Consider the following 5,616-nt stretch of genomic DNA (forward strand, 5'->3'; position numbering starts at 1 on the left):
TACCAATGCTGCATGCAGTGAATGCGTAGCATGGTTTCCAGCGGATAAGGTCGCCGGCCATTACCAGCCTTGGGATAAAACGGCTCGATGACTTCCACCATGTTTTGCCATGGCAGAATCTGCTCCATGCGGGACAAGAAAATCTCCTTTCTGGTCTGACGGCGCTTACTGCTGAATTCACTGTCGGCGAAGGTGAGCTGATGACTCATGATGAACCCTTTTTCATGGCTCCAGATGACAAACATGATCTCATATCAGGGACTTGTTCGCACCTTCCCTAACGCCGGGTTGGTCACATCAAAAAGTGAAGATAGTCACAGCGCCTCAAGGAGGGCACGGTATTGATCCCCCTCCAATCCGCCGAAGGTCAGAGGAAACGTCAGGGACGCCATCAGGGATGATGGCGTAGCCGCAGTCGGCACAGGGATGTGCCGTCTGCGGCGGCCCGTCCGACGTTGGCTCTGAACTAAGGGCACTGGCGAAGCCAGCGGATTGGCGGGGGTGGCCTTTCTTTTGGTGACTTTTCTTTGGCCACGCAAAGAAAAGTTACTCGCCCAAGCCCGAATGGCGGGCGAAACCCTGTCGAGGGCCCAGCCCTCGCGTCCAGCACGGCGCCAGCCGTGCCATCAGCAAGCGCCCCCTCATCCCCAACCCTTCTCCCACAAGGGGAGAAGGGAGCAAAGACGATCTCGGAAACAGGCCCCCCCCCCGCAAGGGGAGAAGGGAGCAAAGACGACCACGGAAACTGGCCCCCCTCCCACAAGGGGAAAAGGAGGCAAAGACTATCTCGGGGATGATCCCCTCTCCCGTTGGGAGAGGGTCAGGGTGAGGGGATTAAAGCGCCTCCAATCTCGCATACGCCGTCACCAGCCACTTGGCGCCGACGTCGTCGAACTGGATCTGCACCCGGCTCTGCTGGCCGACCCCTTCGAAGTTGAGCACTATGCCTTCCCCGAATTTCGGGTGCAGCACCCGCTGGCCGAGCTTGATGCCGCTGGCGTCAAAGCTCTGCTGCACCTCGTTCTGGCTAAAGCGGCCATATTGCGTGGGTCTACTCACCTGGGTGCGCAGCCGGATCTCTTCCAGACACTCGGCGGGCATTTCGCGGATAAAGCGGCTCGGCTTGTGGAACATCTCGCGGCCGTAGATGCGGCGGCTCTCGGCATAACAGATGTAGAGCTTCTCCATGGCGCGGGTCATGCCCACGTAACAGAGGCGCCGCTCTTCCTCCAGCCGCCCCGACTCCTCGGTGGATTGCTGGCTGGGGAACATGCCCTCTTCCACACCGACCAGCAGCACCAGGGGATATTCCAGCCCCTTGGCGCTGTGCAATGTCATCAGTTGCACCGCGTCGGCATATTCGTCGGCCTGATTCTCGCCGGACTCCAGCGCTGCATGGGCGAGGAAGGCGGAGAGATCGCTCATGTCCTCCAGCTCGTCCGGGCGCTGGTACTGGCGGCAGGCGGTGACCAGTTCATCCAGGTTTTCTACCCGTGCCTGGGATTTCTCGCCTTTTTCCGCCAGATACATGGCCTTGAGGCCGGAGTGCTGGATGGCGATATCCGCCTGCTGGTGCAGGGGCAGCAGGGAAACCTGCTCCTCCAGCGCGTCGATGAGATCCACAAAGCCGCGCACCGCGTTGCCGGCGCGGCCGGTCAGCACCTTGTCATTGAGCAGTGCCTTGGCCGATTGCCACAGGTTCTGGCCCTGATCGCGGGCGTTGTTACGCAAGATCTCCAGGGTGCGATCGCCGATGCCGCGGGTCGGCGTATTGACCACCCGCTCGAAACTGGCGTCGTCGCCCCGGTTGTTGATAAGGCGCAGGTAGGCCATGGCGTCCTTGATTTCCTGGCGCTCGAAGAAGCGCAGGCCGCCGTAGATGCGATAGGGCATGGCGTCCTGCATCAGCGCCTCTTCCAGCACCCGCGACTGGGCGTTGGAACGATAGAGGATGGCGCAGTCGGCGAGCAGACCCCCCTTCTCTTTCCAATCCTTGAGGCGGCCGACCACGAAGCGGGCCTCGTCCACCTCGTTGAAGGCGGCGTACAGCGAAATCGGCTCGCCCTCGGCCCCTTCGGTCCACAGCTCCTTGCCAAGGCGCTCCGCATTGTTGGCGATGACGCTGTTGGCGGCCTTGAGGATGTTGGCGGTGGAGCGGTAGTTCTGCTCCAGGCGGATGGTCTGCGCCCCCTGATAGTCGGTCAGGAAACGCTGGATGTTCTCAATCTTGGCGCCGCGCCAGCCGTAGATGGACTGGTCATCGTCGCCGACGATCATCACCTTGCCGGTGTCGCCCGCCAGCATCCGCAGCCAGGCGTACTGGATGCCGTTGGTATCCTGGAACTCGTCCACCAGGATGTTCTGGAAGCGGTCGCGGTAGTGCTCGAGGATGTGGGGCTTGCCCAGCCACAGCTCGTGGGCGCGCAGCAGGAGCTCGGCGAAGTCCACCAGCCCGGAGCGATCGCAGGTCTCCTGATAGGTCTTGTAGATCTGCTGATAGGTGCGGGTGACGGGGTCGCCGTAGAGATCGATGTCGCCGGGGCGCAGCCCCTCGTCCTTCTTGCCGTTGATGTAGCCCATCACGGCGCGCGGGGCCCAGTGCTTCTCGTCGAGGTTGAGCGCCTTGAGCACCCGGCGGATGAGGCGGTACTGATCGTCGGAGTCGAGGATCTGGAAATCCTGCGGCAAGCCCGCATCCAGATGGTGGGCCCGCAGCAGGCGGTGGGCGATGCCGTGGAAGGTGCCGATCCACATGCCGCGCTGCGAGCTGCCTAACACCTTCTCGACCCGGCCGCGCATCTCGGCCGCCGCCTTGTTGGTAAAGGTGACCGCGATGATGGAGAAGGGTGAACAGCGTTCCACCTGCATCAGCCAGGCGATACGGTGCACCAGCACCCGGGTCTTGCCCGAACCGGCACCGGCCAGCACCAGCAGGTTGCAACGGGGGGCCGCCACCGCGTCTCTTTGCTTGTCGTTGAGCCCGTCGAGCAGGGTTGAAACGTCCATCACCACTCCTGTTTATTTATACAGGCGGGGATTATACGGCCTGAGCCGCCAGAGACCAACCGGCAGGATCAACGAAGGGGGCGGTGATAGTTCCGGTATTGGCCCAGTACCTCACCGGAAAAGCTGAGCAACCGGGCGCGGGGGGCATCCAGCACCTGCTGGACGGGATCAAATCGCAGTGAAGCGGCCAGCATGCGGCCCTCAGGCAGGGTCACTTCCGTGTTCCCCATCACCAGCATGCCGTCCTGATAATGCCCATGCTCGAAGCGCACGATGACGTCATTCACCATCAAGGTGCCCTGCTTGAGCTGCAGTGATGCTCGTTGCATCTCTCGCAACGCAAACAGACTGGACAATGACGGACGCCCGCTGGGCATCCGCTGCAAGTATTCGTGGGTGGTCAATTGATATTGCAACTGACCCTGACGATCGAAGACACGCTCCCGATAATCGGTGTAGCGCGTCAGCATGCCGGCAGCCTGTGCCACCGGCATCCACAACAGGAGCGCCCCCGTCAGGAGCGCTCCCACTGGTTTACAGCTGATCGGCACAGCTGACCTTGTTGTCATCCAGGTCGGTACAGGAGACGAAGACCTTGTCAAAGGTCGACCCGGCCACCGGTGTCATCTGGGTTGACCAGTCATAACCCACCCCCTTGGCATAGATGGCGGTGTGGCTCTCCTGATCTTCCTGCATCCAGCCGATGTTCTTCAGTGTGCCGCGATCGCTTTGGGCAAGTGCCTTGAACTCGTCGCTCGTGATGAGACACATGGGCTCTCCCATGGCCTTGGACAGCTCGGCATCCCGCGCCCCCACGGCGCCATCACAGCCGCCGGTCACCTTGATGGTCATGTCACTGCGATCCAGCATCTCATCGAAGAACGGCAGCACATTGATGTTGTACTTCACCCCCACCTCTTGAGGCTGCCAGCCCATGCCGGTATTGACGTATCGGGTCTCGACGCTTTCCCACTGGATAGTGGGCACAGTGCCTGCAAAGTGGTTCGCCAGCTCCTTGAGGGTCGCGGCATTGGCCTCGATCTCATCCTGGGTCAACGACTCGTCCAGCTTGCTCTGATCGATGGTCAGAGCGAGGCTCACCGCATCCTTCAACTGCGACTTGGCCTTGGCCAACCGTGCCTTGGCATCGTCGGTCAAACGGAAGAAATCGGCGTGCGCCACCAGCGCATCCGGCTCGATTTCCTGCTGACTGAACTGGGTCTCGAAGGTGCTGCTGCTCTCTTCATAGGTGGTGGTCGGCTGCATGCCCCAGGTGTCCTTGATGTGCATACGCGGCAAGATCACTTCTTCCTGCTGGGTGACATAGGCGCTGTCCGGACCGTACTGGTAGGAGGCGGCGATGTTGAGGGCCGATGCCATCGCCATCGCCGAGGCCGCAGGGCCTTGGCACCGTCGAGGTTGAGGGTGACGGTATCGTCATCGCCATAGGTGGCGCTGTAATCCGGATCCTGGATATCGGCCAGGGCAGCCGCGACGTTTTCCAGGCTGTCGGCATAGGCGCCCATCAGCTTGGCCACGTCACGGGTATATCCCTTGCCACCTTTGAGCGCCACGGAGGCGGTACCGGGAGTATGGATGATGACATCCATCACCTTGGCCAGGCTGGTGCTGTAACCACTGCCAATGGCGGACGAGGTGAAGCCCAGGCGTTCAGCCACTACGGGGTTGTTGGTCACCTCCAGCATGGTCAGCATGGCCAGCACGATCTGGCGATCGGCCTTGCCGCTCTCACCGGTCTCGGCCTGCAGGGTCTCCTTGTACTCCTTGAACTTGCTCTCGACGTCCAGGTTTTTCAGATCGGTCAGTTGCTGCAGATCGCTCAGCACCTTGTCGACCGCCACGGAGCGGCCATTGACGCCAGCCAGGGTGGCGGAGAGGTGGGCTTTCGCCGCAGCCAGAGAGACGACGGCTTTGGTGAGGCCCGCTGTTTTCAGCGCCTCGACCAGGGCGGTGTTGAAGGCGTCATCGCTACCCAGTTCGACGATCCCCAGTTGCGCGACCTGCGCCTTGTCGAGGGTGATGCCGTTCTCCGGATTGCTGTCGCTGTCGAGCGTCTGCAGCAATGCCGCAATGCGGATCGCTTTCTCCTTGTCGTCACCCGCCAGGGTGTAAGGGGTTACCAGCGAGTTGCCCGCCTTGAGGGTCACCGCCCCCAGGCGCTGGTTGCCCAATGCGAATTCGCAGGTGTCGCCATCATCAAACAGGAATTCACCCTTGGCATTGGTGACACCGGTGTAATCGTTGCACCGATAGTCGAGGCCACCTACGACGGAATCCAGGAAGACGGCAGTGTGAAGAGGCTTGCTGCCGGTGTCGGTGCCACCGCCATTGTTGCCACCATTGCTGCCGCCACCGTTATCGTCACCACCGCCCCCGCAAGCGGTCAACATGACACCGGACAACACACAAGCCACTGCCATACTCAGCACGTTCTTTTTCATTTTCCTGATTACCCATGATTAGCAGTCAGTTACCACGAACTATACTGATCTTACGTACAGTTATCGAGGTGCGAGATCATGGCCAAAAGCAAAATCCAATTCCAGAAAGGCTACAGCCTGTTTGAGTTTCTCAAGGACTATGGCACTG

General features: G+C 60.8%; 4 protein-coding genes and 1 pseudogene. All 5 read right to left on the reverse strand.

Annotated features, from left to right (window positions below):
• Positions 1-209: pseudogene (locus tag MUW49_RS16655) on the reverse strand (IS5/IS1182 family transposase); the annotation flags it as partial.
• A gap of 625 nt (positions 210-834) precedes the next feature.
• On the reverse strand, positions 835-3,006 hold the full coding sequence (gene uvrD / locus MUW49_RS16660) for a DNA helicase II (RefSeq protein WP_223945916.1): 2,172 nt from the start codon (positions 3,004-3,006) through the stop codon (positions 835-837).
• Between the two features lie 68 nt (positions 3,007-3,074).
• Positions 3,075-3,536 carry a hypothetical protein gene (locus MUW49_RS16665; protein WP_155488294.1) on the reverse strand — a complete coding sequence of 154 codons (462 nt, stop codon included), beginning with the start codon at positions 3,534-3,536 and terminating at the stop codon, positions 3,075-3,077.
• Between the two features lie 4 nt (positions 3,537-3,540).
• Positions 3,541-4,386, reverse strand: coding sequence for a hypothetical protein (locus tag MUW49_RS16670; protein WP_244812991.1), 846 nt, complete (start codon positions 4,384-4,386; stop codon positions 3,541-3,543).
• Complete coding sequence (locus MUW49_RS16675) at positions 4,308-5,447, reverse strand: hypothetical protein (RefSeq protein WP_244812992.1); 1,140 nt, start codon at positions 5,445-5,447, stop codon at positions 4,308-4,310. Before MUW49_RS16675 ends, MUW49_RS16670 begins: the two co-directional genes overlap by 79 nt.
• Positions 5,448-5,616: the final 169 nt, after the last annotated feature.

It is taken from the genome of Aeromonas sp. LsrichE-8G, assembly GCF_022869435.1.
In the GTDB taxonomy this organism is placed as follows: Bacteria; Pseudomonadota; Gammaproteobacteria; order Enterobacterales; family Aeromonadaceae; genus Aeromonas; species Aeromonas caviae.

Bases quoted from the DNA above. Each gene is read 5' to 3' on its own strand.
- uvrD (WP_223945916.1), bottom strand. From the start codon at position 3,006: ATGGACGTTTCAACCCTGCTCGACGGGCTCAACGACAAGCAAAGAGAC.
- MUW49_RS16670 (WP_244812991.1), bottom strand. From the start codon at position 4,386: ATGGCATCGGCCCTCAACATCGCCGCCTCCTACCAGTACGGTCCGGAC.
- MUW49_RS16675 (WP_244812992.1), bottom strand. From the start codon at position 5,447: ATGGCAGTGGCTTGTGTGTTGTCCGGTGTCATGTTGACCGCTTGCGGG.